24 protein-coding genes and 1 riboswitch are annotated in these 21,616 nt (G+C 43.4%); of the genes, 8 read left to right on the top strand and 16 right to left on the bottom strand.

What is annotated here, in order from left to right; all coding sequences use genetic code 11:
* Positions 1-408 precede the first annotated feature (408 nt).
* On the top strand, positions 409-732 hold the full coding sequence (locus tag J7E38_RS22005; RefSeq protein WP_214708246.1) for a hypothetical protein: 324 nt from the start codon (positions 409-411) through the stop codon (positions 730-732).
* A gap of 38 nt (positions 733-770) precedes the next feature.
* Here J7E38_RS22005 and J7E38_RS22000 read toward each other — a convergent pair whose 3' ends face one another.
* Positions 771-1,703 carry a DHH family phosphoesterase gene (locus tag J7E38_RS22000; RefSeq protein WP_214708248.1) on the bottom strand — a complete coding sequence of 311 codons (933 nt, stop codon included), beginning with the start codon at positions 1,701-1,703 and terminating at the stop codon, positions 771-773.
* Positions 1,704-2,067: 364 nt separating this feature from the next.
* Here J7E38_RS22000 and J7E38_RS21995 point away from each other — a divergent pair, with 364 nt between their 5' ends.
* Positions 2,068-2,364: a YtpI family protein gene (locus J7E38_RS21995; protein WP_214708250.1), complete on the top strand. Its 297-nt coding sequence runs from the start codon at positions 2,068-2,070 to the stop codon at positions 2,362-2,364.
* Positions 2,365-2,410: 46 nt separating this feature from the next.
* Here J7E38_RS21995 and J7E38_RS21990 read toward each other — a convergent pair whose 3' ends face one another.
* The 3 genes from J7E38_RS21990 to J7E38_RS21980 form a co-directional block, all read right to left on the bottom strand.
* Positions 2,411-3,730 (bottom strand): CBS domain-containing protein, encoded by a 1,320-nt coding sequence (locus J7E38_RS21990; RefSeq protein ID WP_214708252.1) that lies wholly within the window; start codon positions 3,728-3,730, stop codon positions 2,411-2,413.
* A gap of 149 nt (positions 3,731-3,879) precedes the next feature.
* Positions 3,880-4,128 (bottom strand): hypothetical protein, encoded by a 249-nt coding sequence (locus J7E38_RS21985; RefSeq protein WP_214708254.1) that lies wholly within the window; start codon positions 4,126-4,128, stop codon positions 3,880-3,882.
* A 102-nt stretch (positions 4,129-4,230) separates the two neighbouring features.
* Positions 4,231-4,911, bottom strand: coding sequence for a metal-dependent hydrolase (locus tag J7E38_RS21980; protein ID WP_214708256.1), 681 nt, complete (start codon positions 4,909-4,911; stop codon positions 4,231-4,233).
* A gap of 207 nt (positions 4,912-5,118) precedes the next feature.
* Between J7E38_RS21980 and J7E38_RS21975 the strand changes: the two genes are divergently transcribed.
* Entirely contained in the window at positions 5,119-6,216 is a 1,098-nt protein-coding gene (locus J7E38_RS21975; protein ID WP_214708258.1) for a M24 family metallopeptidase, read from the top strand.
* Between the two features lie 289 nt (positions 6,217-6,505).
* Here the strand turns inward: J7E38_RS21975 and queF are convergent, their stop codons facing one another.
* On the bottom strand, positions 6,506-7,003 hold the full coding sequence (gene queF / locus J7E38_RS21970; protein WP_214708261.1) for a preQ(1) synthase: 498 nt from the start codon (positions 7,001-7,003) through the stop codon (positions 6,506-6,508).
* Positions 7,004-7,093: 90 nt separating this feature from the next.
* Positions 7,094-7,140: riboswitch (PreQ1 riboswitch) on the bottom strand.
* A gap of 462 nt (positions 7,141-7,602) precedes the next feature.
* Here queF and deoC point away from each other — a divergent pair.
* From deoC to J7E38_RS21955, 3 genes are all read left to right on the top strand, one after another.
* Positions 7,603-8,277, top strand: a complete 675-nt coding sequence (deoC, locus tag J7E38_RS21965; protein ID WP_214708263.1) for a deoxyribose-phosphate aldolase — start codon at positions 7,603-7,605, stop codon at positions 8,275-8,277.
* A gap of 36 nt (positions 8,278-8,313) precedes the next feature.
* Complete coding sequence (locus J7E38_RS21960) at positions 8,314-8,736, top strand: cytidine deaminase (protein ID WP_214708265.1); 423 nt, start codon at positions 8,314-8,316, stop codon at positions 8,734-8,736.
* 136 nt (positions 8,737-8,872) lie between these two features.
* Complete coding sequence (locus J7E38_RS21955; protein ID WP_214708267.1) at positions 8,873-9,487, top strand: AmiS/UreI family transporter; 615 nt, start codon at positions 8,873-8,875, stop codon at positions 9,485-9,487.
* A gap of 68 nt (positions 9,488-9,555) precedes the next feature.
* On the opposite strand, the gene J7E38_RS21950 is transcribed toward J7E38_RS21955, so the two are convergent.
* From J7E38_RS21950 to J7E38_RS21940, 3 genes are all read right to left on the bottom strand, one after another.
* Positions 9,556-10,485: a manganese-dependent inorganic pyrophosphatase gene (locus J7E38_RS21950; protein ID WP_214708269.1), complete on the bottom strand. Its 930-nt coding sequence runs from the start codon at positions 10,483-10,485 to the stop codon at positions 9,556-9,558.
* A 159-nt stretch (positions 10,486-10,644) separates the two neighbouring features.
* Complete coding sequence (gene ald, locus J7E38_RS21945) at positions 10,645-11,766, bottom strand: alanine dehydrogenase (protein ID WP_214708271.1); 1,122 nt, start codon at positions 11,764-11,766, stop codon at positions 10,645-10,647.
* Between the two features lie 415 nt (positions 11,767-12,181).
* Positions 12,182-12,337 carry a hypothetical protein gene (locus tag J7E38_RS21940; protein ID WP_214708273.1) on the bottom strand — a complete coding sequence of 52 codons (156 nt, stop codon included), beginning with the start codon at positions 12,335-12,337 and terminating at the stop codon, positions 12,182-12,184.
* A gap of 105 nt (positions 12,338-12,442) precedes the next feature.
* On the opposite strand from J7E38_RS21940, the gene J7E38_RS21935 reads away from it, so the two are divergent.
* Complete coding sequence (locus J7E38_RS21935) at positions 12,443-12,892, top strand: universal stress protein (protein WP_214708275.1); 450 nt, start codon at positions 12,443-12,445, stop codon at positions 12,890-12,892.
* 48 nt (positions 12,893-12,940) lie between these two features.
* On the opposite strand, the gene argH is transcribed toward J7E38_RS21935, so the two are convergent.
* Both argH and J7E38_RS21925 read right to left on the bottom strand, forming a co-directional pair.
* Positions 12,941-14,311 (bottom strand): argininosuccinate lyase, encoded by a 1,371-nt coding sequence (gene argH, locus J7E38_RS21930; RefSeq protein ID WP_214708277.1) that lies wholly within the window; start codon positions 14,309-14,311, stop codon positions 12,941-12,943.
* Positions 14,308-15,513, bottom strand: a complete 1,206-nt coding sequence (locus J7E38_RS21925) for an argininosuccinate synthase (RefSeq protein WP_214708279.1) — start codon at positions 15,511-15,513, stop codon at positions 14,308-14,310. The genes argH and J7E38_RS21925 overlap by 4 nt, the downstream gene beginning before the upstream one ends.
* Before the next feature lie 197 nt (positions 15,514-15,710).
* Here J7E38_RS21925 and J7E38_RS21920 point away from each other — a divergent pair, with 197 nt between their 5' ends.
* A complete protein-coding gene (locus tag J7E38_RS21920) occupies positions 15,711-16,028 on the top strand; it encodes a hypothetical protein (protein WP_214708281.1) in 318 nt (105 codons plus the stop codon).
* Between the two features lie 39 nt (positions 16,029-16,067).
* On the opposite strand, the gene J7E38_RS21915 is transcribed toward J7E38_RS21920, so the two are convergent.
* From J7E38_RS21915 to J7E38_RS21890, 6 genes are all read right to left on the bottom strand, one after another.
* Positions 16,068-16,235 (bottom strand): hypothetical protein, encoded by a 168-nt coding sequence (locus J7E38_RS21915; RefSeq protein WP_214708283.1) that lies wholly within the window; start codon positions 16,233-16,235, stop codon positions 16,068-16,070.
* Positions 16,232-16,741, bottom strand: coding sequence for a GNAT family N-acetyltransferase (locus J7E38_RS21910; protein ID WP_214708285.1), 510 nt, complete (start codon positions 16,739-16,741; stop codon positions 16,232-16,234). The genes J7E38_RS21915 and J7E38_RS21910 overlap by 4 nt, the downstream gene beginning before the upstream one ends.
* Before the next feature lie 756 nt (positions 16,742-17,497).
* Positions 17,498-18,010 (bottom strand): MogA/MoaB family molybdenum cofactor biosynthesis protein, encoded by a 513-nt coding sequence (locus J7E38_RS21905; RefSeq protein WP_214708287.1) that lies wholly within the window; start codon positions 18,008-18,010, stop codon positions 17,498-17,500.
* A 3-nt stretch (positions 18,011-18,013) separates the two neighbouring features.
* The gene (locus tag J7E38_RS21900; RefSeq protein ID WP_214708290.1) at positions 18,014-18,850 is read right to left on the bottom strand and encodes an EcsC family protein; all 837 of its coding nucleotides are present in this window, start codon (positions 18,848-18,850) and stop codon (positions 18,014-18,016) included.
* A 98-nt stretch (positions 18,851-18,948) separates the two neighbouring features.
* Positions 18,949-20,136, bottom strand: a complete 1,188-nt coding sequence (locus J7E38_RS21895) for an acetate kinase (protein WP_214708292.1) — start codon at positions 20,134-20,136, stop codon at positions 18,949-18,951.
* Positions 20,137-20,392: 256 nt separating this feature from the next.
* Positions 20,393-21,388 (bottom strand): class I SAM-dependent methyltransferase, encoded by a 996-nt coding sequence (locus J7E38_RS21890; RefSeq protein WP_214708294.1) that lies wholly within the window; start codon positions 21,386-21,388, stop codon positions 20,393-20,395.
* Positions 21,389-21,616: the final 228 nt, after the last annotated feature.

Below are 21,616 nucleotides of genomic sequence, written 5' to 3'. Positions count from 1 at the left end.
ACAGAATAATGGGCTTGACTTTCTGAACCCTGCAAGCTGTCACAATAACCACGTTTTTTTGACAGCTTTGAGCTCGAAACCAGGAAACCTGTCACAATCACCGCGTTTTCTTGACAGCATTGAGCTCTGAACACTGCAAGCTGTCAAAATTACCTCGTTTTTTTGACAGCTTTGAACTCTGAATCCTGCAAGCTGTCATAATAAACCACGTTTTCTTGACAGCTTTGAGCTTTAAACACTGAATCCTGTCAAAATTACCTCGTTTTCTTGACAGCTGGGCTACCCACCCGATAGCAATCTTCAACAGTAAAAAAGGTAATTAATTCCATTCTGTATCTGTTTGTGTGACTCTTGTAAGATACGGGAATCATAAAATATCAGAGCAGGGATAGACAGGAGGAATTTCAGATGAGTTTCAACAACGGAGCTGGAAACAGTGGAAGCGGGGTCGGAGGTGGTTTGTTCCCGCCTTACGCAATGAACAATGCTGACCCTGACAGCCAGGTGAAATTAAATGAAGACCAGTATGATGTTTATGTGAATGATGATTTTATCGGGCAAAAAAGCCTTAAGAACCAGGGTGAACATCTAACGGACATTGATGACTTTTTAAAACATCAGGGAATCGCGGATTTCACCTCTTCCCTTGAAGGTGACCACTATAAAATCAGGACTGATGGAATGGAAGCGGAGATTGCTGATGCATTGCGGGTTTATTTTAACAACAGATGATTGGAAAGGTGCGTTTCGACATGAAACGCACCTTATTTTTATTCACTGCAGGCTTCGATAAGGTCGGCCAGGACACGGTCGACATCATCCCAGGAGTAGATTGATGCCCCGGCAGCGAGCGGATGGCCGCCGCCATTATATTTCCTGGCAATTGTATTGATGACAGGGCCTTTAGAGCGGAGACGCACACGGATTTGGTCTTCTTCTTCGATAAAGAACACCCACGCTTTGATTCCCGCTACGTTGCCCAGTTCGCTGACAAGCAACGATGCTTCTGAAGGTTTCACAGAATACTGGTCCAGCAATTCCTGCTTCATCACGACCTTCGCAGCACCATTTTCGAGCAGCTCAAAGTTCTGGAGGATATATCCGTTCAACTTCACCACATTCGGCGCAAGTTCGTACATTCTGTCATATAGCTCTGTGCGCGAGAAATTGTAGTGAATCAGTTCTCCCGCATAGGCAAATGTCTTATTGGTCGTGCTTGGATAAAGGAATCGGCCCGTGTCGCCGACAATCCCGGCATACAGCAATCTTGCTGCCTCATCAGACATCCTTAGACGGTCCTTGAAAGTAAGATAAAATTCATAAATCATTTCACTCGTAGAACTTGCTGAGGTATCCACCCATTGAAGGTCACCATATGGATCTTCATTCGGATGGTGGTCAATTTTCACCAGCTGTTCCCCCAGGCGATAACGCTCATCACAAATCCGCTCCGCATTAGCTGTATCACAGACAATGACCAGAGCGCCTTTAAAAGTAGCATCCTGAATAGAATCAAGCCTTCTCAAGTAATGAAGTGATGGTTCTTCTGCGCCCACTGTGTAAATATTCTTTTCAGGATAGGAAGCCTTTAAAATCTCGGCAAGTCCTCCCTGCGAACCGTACGCATCAGGGTCTGGCCGAACATGGCGGTGGATAATGATGGTTTCATAATTTTCAATTGCCTCAAGTATTTGCTCTTTCATCAAAATGCTCCTTCACCTTTTTCATATCTCAATTATGAACATCTTTTTTGGAAAAGAAAAGCATGAAGACATTTGCGGGAACTGTTAAGCTGGAAAAAAGCCGTGATTTTTTCCAGTTTGCGAATAAACGGGTGGTTTTTGCGATTAAAAGTATTTTTTTTCGAATAAAATTTATTTTTTCCGAATAAAGTAATCTTTTTTGCGAATAAATAATTTTTTCATGAATATAATAATATCTTTTGCAATGAAATCTATTATTTTCGAATTTACTCCTTGCCGCGTAGCCAATGCAAGGACAACTGTATGGCATTCTGCTTAAATAAACGGTAAAATAGAGTAGATTATTGAATTTGGAGGAATTGCAATGCCTATTCTCGTATTATTGATCGTTCTTTCATTCGTCTTTTATATCTTTTACAAGATTAAATATGTCCGCAGCAAACGTCCTGCTGAGCGAAAATGGCTATCTGCCAAGTCCAGCATCGCCCTGGGATTGTTCGTTGCACTGTTCGGCATCAATCAACTGTTCCTGTTCCAGACGACTGTCACATACATCGTGGGTGCTATTTTTATCGTCATTGGTTCATTGAGTGTATGGGGTGGGATTAAAGCTTATAAATTTTATCTTCCGCATGCTGTAAAAGAAGCCCAGGAAAATTAACGTTCAAAAAAAGCCGATCCGTTTACGGATCGGCTTTTTCAATCTATTAATGTCTGTCGATCAGCTGGCACATCATCATCGCCTTGCCGACAAGAATTCCGTCATTGAAGGCTTCAATATCCACCTTTCCAAACTTCCTTCCTACTTCGAGAACCTTCGGATAAATGTCTATGACACTGTCAATTTGGACAGGCTTGATAAAATAAATCGTCATATTCTCGACAACCAGGTCACCTTTTTTATATCCTCTCAGCACACGGTTCGCTGCTTCTGTCACGATTGTTGTAAAAACACCGTATGAAATGGTCCCGAGGTGGTTCGTCATCTGCGGAGTCACCTGGCAGCGGAAAATATCTTCATCCTTGGTCTTTCCTTTCGCCAGGACAAGCTGGTTCGTCACCGTATCATCCAGTGTCTCCCCTACCTGCGGCTGGCGCTGCACCATCTGAAGAGCCTTCAATACATCCTGTCTGCTGACGATGCCTTGAAGCTTGTTCCCATCATCAACAACTGGCAATACCTCAATTCCTTCCCACACCATCATATGGGCAGATGAAGCAACACTCGTCGAGCCACTGACGGTCATCGGGCTTTTCGTCATGATTTTCTCGATCAATGTATCCTGTTCATGGCCCATGACATCCTTTGAAGTGATCATCCCAATCACCTTCATATTATGGTCGACGACTGGAAAACGGCTGTGCAGCGTTTCGTCCTTATGGCGGTACCAGTCCGACACAGTGTCATTCGCCTTGAGGAAAATCGTTTCGGCTACCGGTGTCAGGATATCCTCGACAAGGATGATTTCTTTTTTGATCAGCTGATCATAGATTGCACGGTTGATCATCGTCGCGACTGTGAAAGTATCATAGCTGCTTGAGATGATCGGCAGCTGTAATTCATCGGCCAGCTTTTTGACATGGTCCTCAGCGTCGAAACCGCCAGTCACCAATACGGCAGCTCCGGCTCTTAGCGCATGCTCGTGCGCTTTATCGCGGTTCCCGACGATCAGCAGGTTGCCCGCACCTGTATAACGCATCATCGCCTCCAGTTTCATGGCTCCGATGACAAATTTATTCAATGTTTTATGAAGCCCTCCCCGTCCCCCAAGGACCTGTCCATCGACGATGTTCACGACTTCTGCAAACGTGAGCTTCTCGATATTTTCTTTCTTTTTCCGCTCAATCCTGATGGTGCCGACACGTTCGATCGTGCTGACATACCCTTTATTTTCCGCTTCCTTTATGGCTCTGTATGCAGTTCCTTCGCTTACGTTAAGCGCCTTGGCGATTTGGCGTACCGATATTTTTTCACCTATTGGCAATTCATCTATATATTGAAGTATTTGTTCATGCTTAGTTGCCAAGACCTTCACCCTTTATCATAATTTTCCGTTCAATGTAGCTCTATCCATTTACATTATAAGGTTTTAAAGGGTTTGATTCAATTGTATTAAGGTCCAGGCCTTTATTTCGAAGTTGGTTTCTGATCAAAAGAAAAACTGGCCGATAAAACTCAGCCAGTGTAAACGCGTGATTTTCTTTTCTGGTTGCTTCCCATTTTTCCGCTTTCGTTGCTGGCCTTCTTTTTCGGCGTGTATAAAAAAGCCGCCAGATTCCCGGCAAAAACCAGCAGCGCGAGGAACAGCCAGGAGCCTGCAAACAAGGCTTGCTTTCCCCCAGCCTGGAGATTGAGCTCAGGCAATGCAATATAGAGCATGACGCCGCATAACAGCAGGTACAATAAGTAACGGTTCTTCTTCATTCTTCCCCTCCTATAGGTTGTCTTAATTCAAATCTATGCTTAAGGCTCAGAAAAAAGCATTGTAAATAAAAAAGCTGCACAAATTTTGTGCAGCCATGGTTTTTATAATTCGATCGCTTCTCCCGCTTCAAGGACACGGCCTTGATTGTTTTTCAGCATTTTTACGAATGCGTGGGGATCTTGCTTGATTGGCGGGAACGTATTGAAATGGATCGGCACAACTTGCTTTGCACCGAGGAATTCCGCTGCCAGTGCCGCATCTTCCGGTCCCATCGTAAAATTGTCGCCGATCGGCAGGAATGCCAGGTCAATTGGATGCCTTTCCCCAATCAGCTTCATGTCAGAAAAAAGACCAGTGTCGCCCGCATGGAACACTGTTTTTCCTTCTGCCATGAACAGGATTCCCGCTGGCATGCCTCCATAAATCATCTCATTGTTTTCCGTGACCATGCCTGTTCCATGGAAGGCCTGGGTCATTTTGACTTTGCCAAAATCAAATTCATACGCGCCGCCAATCGACATTCCGTGTGTGTTCAGGCCCTTCCAGCTTAAATATGTAGCGACTTCGAAATTGGCAATTACCAGGGCATCATGTGTTTTTGCCAGTTCGACCGTATCCCCGAGGTGGTCTCCATGTGCATGGGTCAGGATAATCACATCCGGCTTCAAATCCTCCACTTTCAAATCGGTCAGGTCATTTCCTGTAATGAATGGATCAATCAGGATTGTTTTCCCATTCGTTTCAATTTTAACAACAGAATGGCCGTGATAAGATACTTTCATATTATCGCTCCTTTCATTCAGGGCTCTTTTTGCAAAAATTACGCCATTGCAAAAGTCAGCCATATCATTAAATTATTTCAACACCATTTGGCGATTTCCTGCTTCCATTTTTCTTTATACCCAACAACTCATTCAGTTAAAAGTTTTACTTTTGACCGGGTAATTGCTACTCTCATAGTGTGATGTACATATAGAGGAGGAATATCTATGACTGAAAGATTGGCTGCGTTATCAGGATGGATGAAGAACAATGATGTCGATGTCACATTTATTACATCCCCTGACAATGTATTTTATTTGAGCGGATTTTTAAGCGATCCACACGAAAGATTGCTGGCTGTTGCCGTGTTCCAGGATGCCGAGCCTTTCATGATTTGCCCGGCAATGGACAAGGAAAATGCCAAAAACGCCGGATGGGAGCTTGAAATCCTCGGCTATAGCGATACAGATGACTCAATGGAACTTGCCTTCAATGCGATGAAGAAACGTATTCCTGCGATTAAGAAGATTGCAATCGAGAAGGAACAGCTGAATGTCGAGCGCTATGAAAAGCTGACTGGACTTTTGGGCAATGCTGAATTCGTATCAGCAGAGGAAAAACTGCGCCTGATGCGGATGGTGAAAACTGAAGAAGAATTGCAACGGCTGAGAAAAGCATGTGAACTGGCTGATTTTGCAATCGAGACAGGAGTCAGCGAAATCAAGGAAGGCAAAACCGAGCTGGATGTCCTTGCTGCGATCGAGTATGAATTGAAGAAAAAAGGCGTTACAGAAATGTCCTTTTCAACAATGGTCCTTACTGGTAAAAATGCAGCCGCACCACATGGCACACCTGGACTTACCAAGATCAAAAAAGGTGACCTCGTCTTGTTCGACCTTGGCGTTGTGATGGATGGCTACTGCTCAGATATTACAAGGACTGTTGCCTATGGAGAGGTCACTAAACAGCAGGAAGAAATCTACAATACCGTTTTGAAAGCACAGCTGAAAGCTTTAGATACAGCTCGTGCCGGAGTAGCTTGCTCAGAGGTTGACCTTGCTGCACGCAAAGTGATTGAAGATGCTGGATACGGTGACTACTTCCCTCACCGCCTTGGACACGGGCTCGGAGTCAGCGTCCACGAGTACCCATCATTGACAAGCACGAACCCATTAATAATGGAAAAAGGCATGGTGTTCACCGCTGAACCGGGAATTTATGTACCAGGAGTCGCGGGCGTAAGAATTGAAGATGATGTAGTCATCACAGAGGATGGAATTGAAATTTTAACGAAATATCCTAAAGAATTGGTATTTGTATCGTAAAACAACCCCAAAACCGCCTGCGATCATGTGATCCAGGCGGTTTGTTTTTGACTTTTATTGAGGAAGCTCCCTTTTTATAGCGTTTTTCTATTTTTCATAGCGGAATTTTCCTTTTTATAGCGACTTTCCCTTTTATATAGCGAAAAATTCTTTTTTATAGCGACTTTTATTTTTTTATAGCGAAAATCTGATTTTTATAGCGAATTTTGAATTTTTATAGCGACTTGAAAAAAATCCGTGTTTTTTTTCAGTAAAAAAAGAGCAGCATCAGCAGCTACTCTTTTCCAATTTAACGATTATCGACTTTTTCCGGGTACATATCGTGGTTCATCATCCGGTAGTTTGCCATTTCCTCGTATTTTGTTCCTGGCTTGCCGTAGTTTGTGTACGGATCGATCGAGATTCCGCCCCTTGGCGTGAATTTGCCCCAGACTTCGATATATCTTGGATCCATCAGCTTCATCAAGTCATTCATGATGATGTTCATGCAATCCTCGTGGAAATCACCGTGGTTTCTGAAGCTGAACAGATACAGTTTCAAAGACTTGCTCTCTACCATCAGCTTATCCGGGATATAACTGATATAAATCGATGCAAAGTCCGGCTGCCCTGTGATCGGGCACAGGCTCGTAAACTCCGGTGTATTGAATTTCACAAAATAATCCCTGTATGGATGCTTGTTTTCGAAGGTTTCCAATATTTCAGGGCTGTACTCAAATAAGTACTTGGTCCCCTGGTTTCCAAGCAACGTCAAATCTTTCATTTCCTCATCTTTTCTTCCTGCCATTATAAAGCCTCCACTATTGTCCGCAAACGCTAAACGAGGCCGAAAACCCTGCTAATAAAAAAACCACATCCTCCTGGATATGGTTGAATCAAATCCATAGTTTTTTATAGAGGGTGTCCGCTATGAACCTCTCCCGCGATGCAGGATTTGTATTCAATTTATATTGCCACTATAAAGAAATGTCCTGTTAAAGTCAAAAGAAAATTTTACAAGGCTGTTTGTTTTCGTAAAGATTGTTGTTAAAATTCTAAAGCCGATTTTAACGTGATAAGAAGCCATTTTGTAGTTCTGAATTAAGTGTGCAGGCTCTTTTCTCATTAATAGCTTTAATTTTGTGAAGAAACATAGGTCATTTAATCCAATTTTGTAGTCAAATGCAACAAATTGAGAAAAGAGCCTTTTACAAAGACGAAAGGAACTATGACAATTCCGTGTATTTCCAGTGTTTATTTTTACATATGTTCATTAGGTTATTTACATTTGTTCAACCACCTGCTATATTATTCATGTAAGTAACACATAATAACTTTGAGCTATATATTTTTCTTCATTATGAAAGCGTTTCATTATATTTTTTTATCGAAAGGGAATGAATTGACATGACTAAAGATTTAGCAGGTATGATTGACCACACATTGCTTAAAGCGAATGCAACCGAAGCAGAGATTGTAAAACTGGCTGAGGAAGCAAAAGAATATAAATTTGCCTCTGTATGCGTTAACCCTACATGGGTAAAGAGGTCAGCTGAAATCCTGAAGGATGCTGAAGGTGTAAAAGTTTGCACAGTCATCGGCTTCCCTCTTGGAGCGACAACTTCAGAAACAAAGGCCTTTGAAACGAAAAATGCCATCGAAAATGGTGCGACTGAAGTGGATATGGTCATCAACATCGGCGCATTGAAGGACAAGCAGTATGACCTTGTTGAAAAGGATATCAAAGCAGTGGTTGATGCAGCGAAGGGCAAAGCATTGACTAAGGTCATTATCGAAACTTGCCTTCTTACTGATGAGGAAAAAGAAATGGCTTGCAAGCTTTCTGTAAGTGCAGGAGCGGATTTCGTCAAGACATCCACTGGATTCTCAACAGGCGGAGCAACAGTCGAAGACATCGCATTGATGAGAAAAACAGTTGGCCCAGATATCGGCGTGAAGGCATCCGGTGGAGTGAGAAGCCTTGAGGATGCACAAAGCATGATCGAAGCTGGCGCAACAAGAATTGGCGCAAGCTCTGGCGTAGCAATCGTCAACGGTTTGTCTTCAGACTCTTCATACTAAGCAACAAATATATCATTCGGGAATGGGGAATGGACGATGGATAAAAAAACGCTTGTTGAAAAAGCTATCGATGCAAGAAGCAAAGCATACGTTCCATATTCTAAGTTTCAGGTTGGCGCTGCAATTATCACAAGCAATGACAATGTCTATCTTGGCTGCAATATTGAAAATGCCTCGTTTGGCCTGACGAACTGTGCCGAAAGAACCGCGATTTTCAAGGCCGTATCCGAAGGTGACACAGAAATCAAGGCGATTGCAGTCGTGGCTGATACTGAAGGTCCTGTTTCTCCTTGCGGTGCCTGCCGCCAGGTTATAGCAGAATTTGCGACTGAGGATACTAAAATCTACCTTTCGAACCTGAATGGTGATGTGAAGGAAACGACAATTGATGAAATCCTGCCTGGATATTTCACATCCAAGGATATGGACAAAGTCGATCAGTCGAAGAAAATGGTGTAATAGCTACAAGTTAACATAAGGGGCAATTCCTTCTATCCTCGCAAACAGGGTTTTGGAATTGCTCTTTCTTATTTACTCTATCGTTACTCGATAAAGGAGGTCAGAGCCGTCCAGTTTCATTAGGGCGGCATACATCATGGGAGACGCAGGTTTATTATTATCAGGCGCAGCACTTTTCCTGAACAGCTTGATGCTGCTGGGAAAAGCGAATGCGAAAAGTGTAGCTGTATTCAATTTGTTTATCGGGGCCATGCAGGTCATCGTTCCATTCTATTTAATCATCGCATCTGACCAAAGCAACTGGACCATCTACAGCCTTGCCAGCATCTTTCTATTTGGCTTCACTTATTTATATGTTGGCATGACTTTATTGAAGGACCTTGATGGCAGCGGACTGGGCTGGTACTCTCTTTGGGTGGCTGTCATAGCCCTTATTTACGCATTCGTTGCCTATATCCATTTTGAAGATATCGTCAATACGCTTACTTGGCTGATGTGGGCCTATCTCTGGTTCCTGTTCTTCCTGTCGATGGGAATGAACAAGAAAATCGATGCGTATATCGGCAAGGTAGCCATGGTCCAGTCATGGCTGACTCTGACTTTTCCAGCATTGCTGTCCATGACCGGTCTTTGGAAAAGCGCTCAAGTAGCGCAAGCATGGATTTACTTCTCGATTGCCGCTTTTGTGTATTTTGCCTATATTACAATCAAGCTGAAAAAAGCAACTGCAAGATCTGAGAGATTCGCTTAATATTGAACCCAGAAATATGTAAAAACCGTCCTGCTGATTTGGCAAGGACGGTTTTCGTTTATTAGCTATTATTTAGCCAGTACATTTGTCAAAACTGGAACGACTTGCTTCTTGCGGGAAACGACGCCTTTAAGTGTCGCTGTATTGTCTTCAAGTGTTACATTGAAGGCTTCTTCGACTGCTGAAGCTTTTTCACCAATCGCAAGTGCAGCCGAGTCATTTGTTAAAATATCCGTGATCACCAGCAAGAATAAACCAAGTTTCTTTTCAGTCACTTTTTTGATCAATGCATCTTCAAGCTCAACCTTGCGCAGTAGAACATCATTGACGTCCACTGTGTTCACCTGGGCAATTTCAACCTTGGACTCACCCATTTGAAATTCCTTCGCGTCAAGAGAAATGAGCTCTTCAATCGTTTTGCTGCTAAGATCAGCTCCAGCCTTCAGCATTTCAAGGCCGTATTCATCTGCATTGACTCCAGCAATTTCAGCTAGTTCACGAGCAGCTGCCACGTCCTGGTCTGTGCAGGTTGGGGATTTGAACAACAAGGAATCAGAAATGATCGCAGACAGCATCAATCCGGCAATATTCTTATCGATTTCAACATTGTTTTCCTTGTACATCTTGTTCAGGATTGTCGCTGTGCAGCCAACTGGCTCAACACGGAAATAAAGCGGATCGCTTGTTTCGAAATTGGCCACACGGTGGTGGTCAATCACTTCAACGATCTGTACCTCAGCAATATCTTCCGCACTTTGCTGACGTTCGTTATGGTCGACAAGGATAACCTTGTCCACTTCTTCAGAAACCCTGCCGGCAAGGCGCGGCGCTTCAGCCTTGAAATAATCTAGTGCATATTGAGTTTCTCCATTGACCTGGCCCAGACGCACTGCTTCTGCATCGACACCAAGCTTTTGCTTTAAGTTTGCATACGCAATCGCAGAGCAGATTGTATCTGTATCAGGATTTTTATGGCCAAAAACAAGTACTTTATCCATCATGACACTCCTCAGGTTACAATTTATCACGGACATTCTATTAGAGAACCCGTATCCCATAAATAATATACGCTAAAATTGAAAGATTTTAAACAGCTTTGTCCAAAATTGACCCATATAAAAAGATCCGGATGGTTAGCTCCGGATCTCGGTGAATCATTAAATTTGTTCCAATAATGTTTTTGTTTGAGAGTATACAAGGTTATGCGCTTCAGCGACCGCCTGGTAAGTTACATAGCCATTAAGCGTGTTGATTCCTTTCAGCAACGCTTCATTGTCAAGGCAAGCCTGCTTGTAGCCTTTGTTCGCAATCTGCACTGCGTAAGGCACTGTTACGTTTGTCAGTGCAATTGTGCTTGTCCGTGGAACAGCTCCCGGCATATTGGCAACTGCGTAGTGAACGACTCCATGCTTTTCATAAGTTGGGTTGTCGTGAGTTGTGATTCTGTCAGTTGTTTCAAAAATTCCGCCCTGGTCGATCGCGATATCGACAACGACTGAGCCTGGGTTCATGGACTGGATCATTTCTTCCGTCACAAGCTTAGGAGCCTTAGCGCCAGGAATCAATACAGCACCGATTACAAGGTCAGATGCTTTGACTGCTTCAGCGATGTTCAAAGGATTGGACATAAGCGTTGTAATATCAGATCCAAAAATATCATCCAGTTGACGAAGACGGTCAGGATTCAAGTCAATCATAGTAACTTCAGCGCCAAGTCCGACTGCCATTTTCGCTGCGTTCGTTCCAGCTACACCGCCGCCGATGATCGTAACCTTTCCTCTTTGGACACCAGGAACTCCGCCAAGAAGAATTCCTTTTCCGCCGTGTACCTTTTCAAGGAACTGAGCGCCGATTTGAGTAGACATACGGCCAGCCACTTCACTCATAGGCGTCAGCAATGGAAGTGAGCCGTTTGCCAGCTGAACTGTTTCGTAAGCAATACCAACAACCTTGTTCTCGATCAATGCCTTTGTCAGCTCAGGTTCTGGAGCAAGGTGTAAATATGTAAATAAAATTAGACCTTCACGGAAATAGCCGTATTCTTCTGGCAGAGGTTCTTTAACCTTCATGACCATATCCTGTGCCCATGCTTCTTGTGCACTTTCCACGATTAGTGCACCAGCAGCTTTGTAATCCTCATCCGTAAAACTTGAGCCAATTCCGGCACCTGTTTCGATGTAAACCTCATGTCCGAAATTCACAAGGTTAACAACTCCTGCAGGCGTCATGGCCACACGGTTTTCATTATTCTTTATCTCTTTAGGTACACCGATACGCATTCTTGCATACCTCCTATGTATTATGATTGCTCTTCCATTTCATACTGCTTCTTCATACTATATTTAAAGTGGAAAATAGTAAAAAGAAACGAGTTTGAAAACACTTTCATTTTAGTAGAAAAAAGAGCTTTTGGCAAAACAATTCGTATAAAATTCCCTAAAATATACTATTCTGAATTTTAAAGATATTAGATTTTCATTCAGCTGGATTACCCATATAGGAGAATTTAATTGTAAAAACACTATTTCACTACATTATGTCTACAGCAGTCTTTAAAAAATGAAAGCCGTTCCCCCTTTCACTAATAAACGAATTTGCCAGCTTTTTAAAGATAAAGGCCTGCTAAGAATACTACATTAGCAAGCCTTTATTTTCCGATCATTCTCTGAATTTTTAATGATGAGTCTCCAAAAACTACCTCAATTCCTCATCGGCTTCAGCGGCTGCTTTCATTTGTTCCTGTGGGACTATTCCGCTGTTGTATGAATCCATGATCTGCTGGCTGACTTGCATGACACCCTGGTCATCGTAATCATAGGGTGACCGGCCTTGTCTCTCCTTTTTATCCATTATGGTTCCTCCTTTGATGTGATGCTTGCATTTATAGTTTTCGTTGGATTGTCACAGCTATACCAGGGAAACTGTTGTATAATATAGGTAAAGGAGGCGAGAACTATGGCGCTATATTATAAGAATATTTTAGTTGCCGTTGATGGTTCTAAAGAAGCAGCATGGGCATTCAAGAAAGCCATTGAGATCGCAAAAAGGAACGATGCCAGACTGGTCATGACCCATATCATCGATTTGCGCACATTTGCCACTGTAGAGGCTTATGACCGCACAATCTCTGAGCGTGCGAACCAGTTTGCTACAGAGCTGATGGAAAGCTACAAACAACAGGCAACCGATGCCGGAATTAAAGATGTAAGCTATGAAATCGATTATGGTTCACCAAAGGTCAAGATTGCGAAGGATGCTGCGAAAAAATACAACGCCGACCTGATTATTTGCGGAGCAACAGGAATGAACGCAGTGGAACGTTTCTTTATAGGAAGTGTGTCTGAACATATTACCCGCTATGCATCCTGTGATGTCCTGGTTGTCAGAACAGACAAAAATGATTAATCACCACCATGAATAAAGCACGCAGCAAATGCTGCGTGCTTCTTACATTTATAACAAGCTTTTCGCTTTTTCGATTTGTACCAGGACCTGAGAAAAACCAGTGCCCCCTGCACTCTTCCTTCTATCAACAGCATTGTACGGATTTAAGGCATCATAAATGTCTTCCTCAAATAACGGGTTCATATCTTTATAAGCATCTAACGGCAGATCCCCTAGGTAACAGCCTTTTTCAATGCAGGCCAGCACAAGCTTGCCGACGATTTCATGGGCTTCACGGAAAGGAAGTCCTTTCGACGCGAGATAATCCGCCAGCTCCGTTGCATTGGAGAAGTCGTTTTTGACCGAGCCTTCCATCTTCTCTTTCTTCACCTTCATCGTGCTGATCATCCCAGCAAAAATCTTCAGGGAGCCTCTGACTGTCTTGACTGTATCAAACATTCCCTCTTTATCTTCCTGCATATCCTTGTTGTAGGCTAAGGGCAAGCCTTTCAATACGGTCAGCAGACCCATAAGGCTGCCATATACCCGGCCAGTTTTTCCACGGATCAATTCAGCCATATCTGGATTTTTCTTCTGCGGCATGATGCTGCTTCCAGTCGTAAAAGCATCGGATAGCTCGATGAATTGAAACTCTTGGCTGGTCCAGAGAATGATTTCCTCACATAATCGTGAAAGGTGCATCATCAAGATTGAACTGTCTGACAGGAACTCAAGAATGAAATCTCGATCACTGACAGCATCAAGACTATTTTCATAAATACCGGCAAACCCCAGCATTTCTGCTGTCATGTGGCGGTCGATCGGAAAAGTAGTCCCAGCGAGTGCCCCTGCACCAAGAGGCGATAGATTAATCCTTTTCAGGCTGTCGGAAAAACGCTGTTTATCTCTGTCCAGCATCCAGAAATAAGCCATGAGATGGTGCGCAAACGAGATAGGCTGTGCCCTTTGCAAATGGGTATACCCTGGCATCAGTGTCTCGATATTTTGCTCAGCCTGATCCACGAGTGCTTTTTGGAAATCAGTGATCAATTCAATGATTTCTGCCACCTGCTCTTTCAGGTATAAATGCATATCTGTGGCAACCTGGTCATTCCTGCTTCTTGCTGTATGGAGCTTCCCGCCAGTGGGACCAATCAATTCTGTCAGGTGATGCTCAAGGTTCAAATGAATATCTTCCAGTTTAGCTGAATAATCCAGTTCACCTTGCTCTGCTTGCTGCTCAAGTTTTTTCAGACCTTGAATGATTTCCTTTGCTTCATCTTGAGTAATGATGCCACAGGCAGCAAGCATTGTAGCATGGGCGACGCTTCCCTCGATGTCCTGCTTCGCCAACTCCTGGTCAAAGCCGATCGATGCACCGAACTCATCTACCCATTCTTCTGCAGATCCGGTGAATCTGCCGCCCCATAATTTTTTCACACTGTCACCTTCTTGCCCTGGACCATGCTGTGGACTACTGTTGGCAGCCCCCAAAGGTTGATGAAACCAACCGCTGCATTGTGGTCAAACTCGTCGTCTGCAGTGTATGTCGCCAATTTCTCATTGTATAGAGAATATGGTGATTTTCTGCCCTCGACGATTGAATGACCTTTAAATAATTTGACGCGGACCGTGCCAGTGACATGTTTTTGAGTTGACTTCAGGAACGCAGCCAGCGCTTCTTGAAGCGGGGAGAACCATAAGCCTTCATAAATCAATTCTGTCATTTTTTTCTCGATTACCGGTTTGAAATGGGCCACTTCTTTAACAAGCGTGATATCTTCCAGTTCCTTATGCGCCTTGATCAAGGTCATCGCTGCAGGTGCTTCATACACTTCGCGCGACTTGATGCCGACAAGGCGGTTTTCCACATGGTCAATCCTTCCGACGCCGTGCTTGCCTGCAATAGCATTTAATTCAAGAATCAATTCTGAAAGAGGATATGCTTTGCCATCAATGGCAGTCGGCACTCCTTCCACAAACTCAATCTCAATAATATCAGGTGTATCAGGTGTATCTTCCAGCTCTGCAGTCAATTCATAAGCCTCGACTGGAGGTGCCTGCCACGGATCTTCAAGGATCCCACACTCATTGCTTCGTCCCCATAAGTTCTGGTCGATTGAGAATGGACTGTCCAGATTGATTGGAATCGGAATACCATTATTGGCAGCATAAGCAATTTCTTCTTCACGTGACCATTTCCACTCACGAACTGGAGCGATCACCTTTAGTTCAGGGTTCAATGCTTTGATGGATACTTCGAAGCGAACCTGGTCATTTCCTTTTCCCGTGCAGCCATGCGCCACAGCAACAGCGCCTTCCATTTCTGCAACTTCTACTAGTTTCTTAGAAATAAGCGGGCGTGAAAGTGCCGATACTAGCGGATATTTCCCTTCGTATAACGCATGTGCCTGGAGGGCAAAAAGTGCATATTCAGTGGCGAATTCTTCTTTTACATCCAATACGTATGATTGGACAGCACCGACTTTCAAAGCTTTTTCTTTAATAAAATCAAGGTCCTTTCCTTCCCCGACATCTAGGCAGCATGCTACCACTGCGTATCCTTGATCCTTCAGCCATTTAATCGCTACAGATGTATCAAGCCCGCCAGAGTAGGCAAGCACCACTTTGTTTTCAGTCATTTTAAAAGCTCCTTTTCTGTTTCGGATATTTATACATTAATATAAATTTTTATTCATGTTTATAAAATTAACAGGTTTTATAGAACTTTTCAAGGCTTAATTTTAATTTTCCAAAAAACTTCTGATTGGCTAATGTAGAAGAGGAAATAAAAGTATAGTAGAATGTAAGCATGTTTATCGGAATGGGGGCTTCACGAATGGATCAATATTTTCTTTTTAACAGCCGTCTGGGCATACCCCTGCCTGAGTTTAATAAGAAATGGGAAGAATATGACCTTGATACACAGCACGCCATCCTGCTTCATTGGGAAAAAATACGCGGAAGCATTCCTGACCGGATTGCCGAGCTCGAAAAAACAATCAACCATAAACAAGCACAGCTTTCCAATGAAAGCAACTTTGTCACTTCATGTGAACTGAACAGCGAAATTGCCGAGCTCGCATCCGTCATCAACGACCTCTGGCTCTGGTACCGAACACATCAGGATATTACATCAGCGAAGATGCACGGATAACATGTTCAATTCCATAAAAAATAGCCTGGGAGCTCCAGGCTATTTTTTGTATCTCTGTTTTCTGCCTATATTGATCGCGCTAATGAGAAAAATCGCACCCAACACCTTAATAAGGACATTTCCCACCTGGCCGATTTCATTGACAGAGGAACCAATCAGAATACTTCCGATTACGACAAAAATCAAAGCAATGATTAGTTTCATCACAAATGCTTTCCCATAATGACATAAGGTTGCGCATGTTCACTTGGATAAAACGGCTGTTTTATGACTTCCCAGCCGAGGGTTTTATATAAACCCCGAGCAGAATTGTTATCAAGTTGTGTTGTTAATACTGCTGTTTCATGACCCGTTCCATCCAGTAAGCGATTTACCAGCTCTTTTGCCAGTCCTTGATTCCTGAATGCCGGAAGCACTCCCAATTCGACGAATTCAAAACAATCTGTCAGCCAGGTTTGATACTCTTCTGGATGTAACGCTTCTGAAAGCAATCCATGATAATACTGACCCGGCAGAGAAGAATAGCCATATGCATACCCAGCCACTTCCCCTTGACTGGAGATTGCCACAAAACCTCTGTAGCCAGCATAGACTGCATGCCTCATAACTCGTTCCTTTATCGAAAGGTCCTCCTGAGCCCAGACTTGTTGATATAAGATCGCTACTTGGTTTAATAACTCTTCATCTTTATTTATTTCTCTAAACTTAAACATTTCCAGCATCCCCTTTGTTCCCTTCAAACCTATTTTAAAGAGCTTATTTGACTGCTTTTATGCCTCTTGCCTTAAACCTGTCTGAATCCCGGACTTTTTTTGACAGCTTTTCCTCTGAACACTTCAAACCTGTCTGAATCCAGGGCTTTTTTAGACAGCTTTCCCTCTGAACACTTCAAACCTGTCACAATTCAGGGCTTTTTTTGACAGCTTTTACTTCTAATGCTTCAAACCTGTCAGAATTCAGAGCTTTTTTTGACAGCTTTTCCTCTTAATGCTCCAAACCTGTCTTAATTCAGCGGTTATTTTGACAGCTTTTCCTCCGTACGCTTCAAACCTGTCACAATTTAGGGATTTTTTTGACAGCTTTTACTCCGAATCCCCCAAACCTGTCTGAATCCAGAGCTTTTTTTGACAGCTTTTCCTTTGAATACCTTAAACCTGTCAGAATTCAAGGCTTTTTTTGACAGCTTTTACTCCGAATCCTCCAAACCTGTCTTAATTCAGCGGTTATTTTGACAGCTTTTACTCTGAATACCTTAAACCTGTCAGAATTCACGCTCTTTTTTCAGCGTCATCGTATTACTCTCTACTTTTCAGCTAGTGGCCCACCACTGTCAGGATAGAGTCTCCTTTTATCAACACTTCAACTTCCTTTTCTCTGGAAACTCCTATAATTTAATTCTACAATTTTTACCAAATTCCTTTCCACCACAAAAAAAGATGAAATCCGCTAAGATTCCATCCACTAAGTGATTATAAATCCTTCTTCAATTCTCTCACCACATGTCCAATCTCTGGGATGATCAGTTTTTCCATAGCCAGGCGGACTGCTCCTGTTGAACCTGGTGTTGAAAAGACTGCACGATCGTTGACGACTCCTGCTGCCGCTCGTGACAGCAATGCCGCTGAGCCAATATCTTCTTGGTAGCTTAACATCCGAAAAATCTCGCCAAATCCCGGGATTTCTTTTTCAAAGAGGCTCTGGACTGTTTCGATTGTGACGTCTCGTTTGGCAATCCCTGTGCCGCCGTTTGTTAGGATGAAATCCACCTCTGGATTGGCGGAGCCACTGAGGACTTCGGACCTGATTGGTTCTGCTTCGTCTTTTACAATCACATAATCAACGATTTTGTGGCCCGCTGATTCAAGGTACTCCATCATCAATTTCCCGCTTTTGTCGGTTTCGGGTGTCCTTGTATCGCTTACCGTTATGACTTTACAGCGCACTTGGCTTGGTGCGGCCTGCTTATGTTCTTGTATGCTCATTTCCTACAATGCCCCTTTTTCTTTGAAATATCTCATTTGGTAAAATTTATGGGCAAAATCGGTTACTCGCCTTGTCAATTGATAGTTTGCCCCTGCGCCGATTGCCATCGAGATGATCGGCATCCCCTGGACATGCTTTTTGCGGAACATCAAGATTGCCATACCCTTAAAGATTTGTTTGATCGGCTGTTCAAGCCATGTTACGTCTGTAAGATCATCATTTCCTTCGTAAAAATAGAAGTCTTCTGCCTGGTCAAGGTCATTTTTCAATTCTTCCCAGCCGGCACTCTGCATCCTCGAAGGCATTGTGGCAGTATGGAAGACCTTCAGCGCGACCATCATCTCGAACGGTGTGTTCACCTCGAAACCGTATGTCATCGCAACCAGCTGGACAATCCGCAGGTTGATGACCGCCATCGCTGGCATATCGACTCCAAGCACAAGGTTTCCACCGCTGCCTGACATTCCTCCCTGTACAAAGGAATAAAGTCTATGGCGGGCAATTTGCTGATTTGCGATAAATTCCAGCTGCTCAATAGGCAGCTCTCTTAAGTCTTTGATTGTATCTAAGTCCGGATTGTATACCCGTCCCGCAGAAAGAATCCTTTCCTTGGCATCCATTTGCAATTGCGAGCCCTGGATCAAAGAATGTAGGTGGAAAAGCCAGCTGTCGAATAGAGTAAAAAAGCGCTCCTGGACCTCGACTGGCAATGATGTAAAAGAACGTTCAAGGTATCGGTCATATGCCAGTTCAAAGTCATTCGGTTCATAGTCATACAGCTTGTTTTCCCAAGCATTCAATTCATCCAGCACCTTTTGTTCCCGTTGAGTCAAAGACATCGAATACCCTCCAGCCAGTGTGAATTTTCTTCCAGTATAGCATAATTTTTGCCACAACATTAAAAGGCAGGAGCACTCAGCTCCTGCCTGAAATCATTTTATTTCGCCAAGCGCACAACATCGCGTGCAATCATGACTTCTTCGTCTGTCGGGATGACCATTACCTTCACTGGTGAGTGAGGATAGCTGATAAATGCTTCTTCACCGCGCACTTTATTCAAAGCAGGATCCCAGTAGATACCCATGAATTCTAGTCCCTGCAATACGCGGGCACGGATTGCCGAACTATTTTCACCGATACCAGCTGTGAAGATGATGGCGTCAACACCGCACATGCGCGCTGCATATGATCCAATGTATTTATGGATTCTGTCAGCGAACACCTTCAAGGCAAGCTCGGCACGGTCATTTCCTTTTTCGGCTTCTTCTTCGATGTCGCGAAGATCACTTGAGAATCCGGATACACCTAGCATGCCGCTCTCTTTATTCAGGACATTCAATACTTCATCCGCACTCTTATCTGTTTTTTCCATGATGTAAGGGATCAAGGCAGGGTCAATATTTCCTGAACGAGTCCCCATTGTAACACCTGCAAGCGGTGTGAATCCCATTGATGTATCGATTGATTTGCCGCCTTCGATCGCAGCAATACTTGCTCCATTTCCAAGATGGCAAGAAATCAGGCGCAGATGCTCCACGGGACGGCCAAGCATTTCCGCAGCACGCTGGGAAACATACTTGTGTGAAGTTCCATGGAAACCGTATTTACGGATTCCGTACTTTTTATAGTAATCATACGGAAGGCTGTATAGGAATGAGTTTTCAGGCATAGTCTGGTGGAAGGCTGTATCGAAAACAGCGATCGCCGGAACATTCGGCAGCACCTGCTGGAATGCACGGATACCAGTTAAGTTTGCCGGATTATGAAGTGGTGCAAGCTCGGAAAGCTGATCGATCTTTTTTAAAACCTCTTCTGTAATCAAGACTGAATCACTGAATTCCTCGCCGCCATGAACAACACGATGGCCGATTCCTTCGATTTCATCAAGTGACTTGATGATGCCCAGAGTTGTCAGTTTATCAAGCAGGATTTTTACTGCAACCTCATGATTCGGGATATCGGTAACTTCTTTGTTTTTTTCACCATTCACACTGATTGTAAAAATTGAATCCTTCAGACCGATCCTTTCGACGATTCCTTTTGTGATAACTTCTTCGCTCGGCATTTCGAATAGTTGGAACTTAAGTGAAGAACTGCCGGCATTGATTGCAATGATTTTTGCCATTTTGTACCGCTCCTTTTATATAACAACCTGATTAAAAATCCAGTGAAATAGTACACCTTTATTGTGTGCCACAGGCCGTGAATATATCTCTCAATTTCCCATTTAAACACTGTCTTTTTCACATTTCAAGAAAAGCTTGCTTAAACACAAAATGAGTTTTTATTCAGATACTTCTAAGGATTAGAAAAAAATATTATCACGGTGTATTTACCCTTTTGAACGACAAAAGAACCGGCACATAACCGGTCCTTTTTCGTTATTTTGCTGAACTTTTATTTTCTTTATACCATTGGTCAATTTTATCCAGAACTCGATTGACTGCTGGTCCATCCGAGAATTTCGGCAGCTCGGCCAGGAGAGCCTGTTTTAGGGGCTTCACATCCTCACCTTTTTTCTGAAGGATCAGGATACTTTTGGCAGCCTGCTTGGTTTTGAACAGAGAAGCTGGAAGCTGTAACACTCCCTGGACAATCAGATGGTTCTTGATAAATTCATGCAGCATTGGGGCTTGTTCGCTTTCAAAAAGTCCATTCGGGATCATGAAGAACATGTAGCCGCCCTCTTTTAGGTGCCTTGTGCTTTGCTCAATGAACATATGGTGGGAATACGTATGCCCTTCTGCTGCTTTGACTTCATAATCCGCAGCCCTGAGGTCATTAGGATAAAAGCCCACCGGAAGGTCACAAACGACGACATCCGCCGGATCGACAAACAATGGCTCAAGGCTGTCCTGGTTGAAAAATTCAACCGGATGCTTCTGGAGATTGGCATTGACGAATGCGAGGCGGATGAGGAGGTCATCAATCTCAACACCGACAGATTCGATTTCTTTATTCGTCTGCTGGTTCAAAACCGTTGCCAGAAGATTCCCCGTCCCGACAGCCGGGTCAAGCAGTCTGAACGATTTCTTCTCAACGAATTTGCTGACGAGATATCCAATGAACATTCCGACAGAATCAGGCGTCATCTGGTGATTAGGCTGAATATGCTCCTTCATCCCCTTCAGGATGGCCAGCTGAAAGCCTTTGCGGATTTCCTCTTTGCTAAAAGAATCAAGATTGATTTCTTTGTATGCTTTTTCAAGCCTCTTCTTTGTGACTTCATCTAATTCGTTCTGAAGCATTGTGCCCTGGAAAATATTTTCCCCTGTTTCAGCCAGTGCCTCCAAATATGTACATGAAAGTTCTTCTTTTAAAATGTCCGCTGTAGTATTGAATGCGGTAAATAATTGTTCGACCGGAGTCATACTCAATTTACTTCCTCCCGATTTGAATAGATATTTATCTATTTTAGCCATCTTTCGTGTTCTGTACAAGGTATATGGCTGGAATGTCTCAAGCCATATAGCGTTGGTCATGAGGGATCTGTGATTCGTCTTCTGTATATCCATTTAAAGACTTTCTATCGGACACTTTTCTCGATTTCACCCTTCTACTTGTCCGTTAGAGACTTTCTATCAGACACTTTTCTCGATTCCGAC

Origin of the sequence: Bacillus sp. ISL-35, from assembly GCF_018613355.1 — a bacterium.
In the GTDB taxonomy this organism is placed as follows: domain Bacteria; phylum Bacillota; class Bacilli; order Bacillales; family Cytobacillaceae; genus Mesobacillus.
This window is presented reverse-complemented; position numbering and strand designations above follow the sequence as displayed.